The organism is Vibrio sp. 10N.261.55.A10, from assembly GCF_041470825.1.
GTDB classification, from domain to species: domain Bacteria; phylum Pseudomonadota; class Gammaproteobacteria; order Enterobacterales; family Vibrionaceae; genus Vibrio; species Vibrio crassostreae_C.
In genome coordinates, this window is the sequence record NZ_JBFRNC010000120.1 from 1 (window position 1) to 3837 (window position 3837).

A 3837-nucleotide genomic window follows, 5' to 3' on the forward strand; every position below is an offset into this window, starting at 1 on the left:
GTCGGCACACTAAATTCTTTATGCTTTTGTCCGTGTTGTTACTCCCTGTTAAAGAGTGTTGACACCAACAAATCAAATTGTGGTGCCCGGAGGCGGAATCGAACCACCGACACGAGGATTTTCAATCCTCTGCTCTACCGACTGAGCTATCCGGGCAACGGAGCGCTATTAAACGGATTTTCTGCATAACCGTCAACTCCTTTTTTGAAAATAACTAAAAAAACCGTTCGTTCGTTGTTTTTTTATTCAAAAGTGAGGGTTATGTTTTACCTTGGTTAAATTCTTTTTTGAATTGCGTTACTTTTTCGAGGTATCGGCGCGACTCTTTATTTGGATGCTTCTTGGTAAGCGCCCAGTAGGCTTGGCTCGGTTGCAGCGAGTTTAAGTCTTGCATTGCTCGCTTTCTGTCCTTACTGAAGGTATTGAGTACGCCACCAGTACCGCCGTTATAGGCTGAAATCATACTGTATTCAAGCGTTAATGGGTTTTTTACGTCTTTCAAATAACGATTTTTAAGGATGTAAAAGTATGCGGTGCCAGCATCAATGTTGTTTTCTGGATTGAATAAGTACTCAGGGCTTGGTTCACCAGGTTTCTTTTTGACGTGTTCAAATACATCTCGACCAGCGGTTTTAGGTACCACCTGCATAAGACCATAAGCATTAGCCCAGCTTACGGCGTACGGGTTGAAGCTACTCTCTGTCTTGATGATAGCGTAGATTAAATCTTCAGGGATGTCATAACGCTGAGACGCTCGTCGAACGATGTCGGCATATTGATAACTACGCTGGCTAGCGTGGTCGGCCACCATTGGGATTTCAACGTAGTAGGCTTTTTTAAAGTCGACTTCTTTGGTTTTTAGGTTATTCGCGATCAGGTAATCCGCAAACTGGTTCGCTCGCCAAGTCCATTGAATGGGCTTTTTTTCTTGGTCTACAACCTGATTATAGAGGAAAGGTTTGCCTTCTAGCTTGATGCTTTTAGAAGAGAATAGATCGACATGCGCCGGATCATCTGGCGTCAAAAGGGTCGTCATGATCGCATTTTTGAGGTGTTTTTTCGGTTCGGTAGAGGAAACCGTTTCCACCGTTATCAGGCCTTGGCTAAAATTCACTTCTGAACGACTTAAGTAATTATCTATGTATTTCACATAGTTACTCTTACCTGCCATCTTGATTTCACTGCTACCCCAACGTTTTTGAATGTTGCCTGAAAAGCTATCTATTAATGAATCTAGCGCCCCGGTATCTTTTTCAAATTGTCCGGGTAGCTCAGCTAAATTCTTCACAAACCGGTTGGTTGGCTCGTAATTGACATCATAAATGCTTTCGACAAATTCACGGCTGCAGCCAGTTAATAACATGGCTGTTAGGAAGTAACTTAGCTTTTTCATAGTTCCTCATACAAAAATGACATCGCAGCGTTAACCATGATGTCATTAAAAATTGCTTAAATAAATGTCTTATTCGCTTGGTGGAGTATAACCATCAATTACGACATCTTTACCTTCGAAAAGGAAGTTAACCATCTCAGTTTCAAGAAGTTTACGATGCTCAGGATCCATCATGTTTAGCTTCTTTTCATTGATAAGCATAGTTTGCTTGCTTTGCCATTGTCCCCAAGCTTCTTTAGACACGTTGTCAAAGATACGCTTACCTAAGTCACCTGGGTAAAGTTGAAAATCTAGGCCTTCAGCATCTTTTTGAAGGCGAGCACAAAATACAGTGCGGCTCATAGTGGTTCCTCTTATCGCGTTCGTTGATTCAAACGTCGTCGTTCAGTTCAAAGGGTAGGCTCTCAATAAGCTGCTTTACAGGAGCGGCTAGGCCAATTTCTTCCGGTTTTGATAAGTTATACCAGAGACCTTTAGTCCCTTCCATTATCAAATCTGGTTGTTTATCTAATTTCACCAATACTGGCGTGATATCTAAGTGGTAGTGGCTGAAAGTGTGTCTAAACGCAATCATGGTCTTGATCGAATTGGTTTGAGTGTCTTTGATCGAACGAAGATCTAGTTGATGTTCGATCTCTGCGTTTTCATTTTGAGGGAAACAAAACAATCCGCCCCAGATACCAGATTGAGGGCGCTGCTCAAGCCACACTTGGTTATCGTGATACAGGATTACAAACCATGTCTCTTTTACTGGTTTCTCTTTCTTTGGCTTTTTGCCAGGGAAGTCGAGTTGTCTATCGAGTTTTTTAGCTTCACACATGTTTTCAATTGGGCACAGAGTACATTTAGGCTTGCTACGAGTACAAACCATTGCTCCCATATCCATCATAGCTTGATTGTATTTATCGACATCTTGCTTTGGGGTGTGTGCCTCTGCGTGTTCCCAGAGTTGGTTTTCAACCTTCTTTTGACCAGGCCAGCCCTCGACAGCAAAGCTTCTTGCAAGCGTTCGCTTCACGTTACCATCAAGGATCGCATGAGGGAGCTTGTAAACAGAGGACAGAACGGCTGCCGCTGTTGAGCGGCCAATGCCTGGAAGCGCATTCATTTCTTCGAGGGAAAGTGGAAACTCCCCACCATATTGCTCTGCGACGATCTTGGCAGCTTTGTGTAGGTTACGAGCTCGTGCGTAGTAACCAAGCCCTGTCCATAAGTGGAGTACCTCATCTTGTTCGGCGTTCGCTAGGTCGATAACCGTTGGAAAGCGTTCTAAGAAGCGTTGGTAGTATGGAATCACCGTAGCAACCTGAGTCTGCTGAAGCATGATTTCAGATAGCCAAACGGTGTAGGCGGTTTTGTTTTGTTGCCAAGGTAATTCTTTACGCCCGTAGGCGTCATACCACTTTAATATGGCGGTTGCGAAAGGAGTCACGACATGCTCTATGCTTTGCTATTATTAGAAGCGAAATTGCACCACACTTAACGTTGGATGTAAAACAGACAAATTGTGTGGGAATTTATCCACGGAAAGACTTGCACCGGAGGCAATTCTTTGGATAATCCCCGCTTTGATTAATCAATGTGCAGGCAAAAATCAATGAGTGAAGTGACCACTAACGAATATACTGAAGACGGCAAACTGGTTCGTAAGATCCGTAGCTTTGTTCGCCGCGAAGGCCGCTTAACAAAAGGCCAAGAGAACGCGATGAATGAATGTTGGCCAACAATGGGTATCGACTACAACCCAGAGCTTCTTAACTGGAAAGAAGTATTTGGCAACGATAACCCGGTTGTACTAGAGATTGGCTTCGGTATGGGTGCATCACTGGTTGAAATGGCAAAGAACGCACCTGAGAAAAACTTCTTAGGTATTGAAGTTCATAGCCCGGGTGTTGGTGCGTGTTTAGGTACAGCTCGCGATGCTGGCGTAACTAACCTGCGTGTAATGTGTCACGATGCTGTAGAAGTATTTGAACACATGATCCCAGATAGCAGCCTGCATACTCTGCAACTGTTCTTCCCTGACCCATGGCACAAAGCTCGTCACCATAAACGTCGTATCGTTAAGGCTGAGTTTGCAGAGATGGTTCGCGGCAAGCTTCAACTTGATACTGGTGTTTTCCACATGGCAACAGACTGGGAAAACTACGCAGAACATATGATTGAAGTGATGAACGTAGCTCCAGGCTTCGAAAACATCGCTGAAGATGGTGATTACATCCCTCGTCCGGATGAGCGCCCGCTAACTAAGTTTGAAGCGCGTGGCCACCGTTTAGGTCATGGTGTTTGGGACATTAAGTTCAAGCGTACTAAGTAACTTCGAATCAAATTAAGTGAAGGGTAATCCGACTTAGGGTTTAACCCCTACACTTTATGGGATTGATTAAAGCCAACATTATTGTAATGTTGGCTTTTTTGTCCTTAGTGTCCCGTCCTGAAATGTG

The 3837-nt window shown here is 43.9% G+C and carries 4 protein-coding genes and 1 tRNA gene; 1 reads left to right on the top strand and 4 read right to left on the bottom strand.

Annotated elements, in window-relative coordinates; genetic code table 11:
• Nucleotides 1–80 precede the first annotated feature (80 nt).
• The 4 genes from AB4274_RS21940 to mutY all read right to left on the bottom strand — a co-directional run bounded on the left by AB4274_RS21940 (nucleotide 81) and on the right by mutY (nucleotide 2825).
• Nucleotides 81–156 (bottom strand) — tRNA-Phe (locus AB4274_RS21940).
• A 103-nt stretch (nucleotides 157–259) separates the two neighbouring features.
• A complete protein-coding gene (mltC, locus tag AB4274_RS21945; protein WP_017062252.1) occupies nucleotides 260–1393 on the bottom strand; it encodes a membrane-bound lytic murein transglycosylase MltC in 1134 nt (377 codons plus the stop codon).
• Between the two features lie 69 nt (nucleotides 1394–1462).
• Entirely contained in the window at nucleotides 1463–1735 is a 273-nt protein-coding gene (locus tag AB4274_RS21950; RefSeq protein WP_010435637.1) for an oxidative damage protection protein, read from the bottom strand.
• A 28-nt stretch (nucleotides 1736–1763) separates the two neighbouring features.
• Nucleotides 1764–2825, bottom strand: a complete 1062-nt coding sequence (mutY, locus tag AB4274_RS21955) for an A/G-specific adenine glycosylase (RefSeq protein ID WP_372113238.1) — start codon at nucleotides 2823–2825, stop codon at nucleotides 1764–1766.
• A gap of 165 nt (nucleotides 2826–2990) precedes the next feature.
• On the opposite strand from mutY, the gene trmB reads away from it, so the two are divergent.
• A complete protein-coding gene (gene trmB, locus AB4274_RS21960) occupies nucleotides 2991–3710 on the top strand; it encodes a tRNA (guanosine(46)-N7)-methyltransferase TrmB (protein WP_017062250.1) in 720 nt (239 codons plus the stop codon).
• Nucleotides 3711–3837: the final 127 nt, after the last annotated feature.

Bases quoted from the DNA above. Each gene is read 5' to 3' on its own strand.
- mltC (WP_017062252.1), bottom strand. From the start codon at position 1,393: ATGAAAAAGCTAAGTTACTTCCTAACAGCCATGTTATTAACTGGCTGC.
- AB4274_RS21950 (WP_010435637.1), bottom strand. From the start codon at position 1,735: ATGAGCCGCACTGTATTTTGTGCTCGCCTTCAAAAAGATGCTGAAGGC.
- trmB (WP_017062250.1), top strand. From the start codon at position 2,991: ATGAGTGAAGTGACCACTAACGAATATACTGAAGACGGCAAACTGGTT.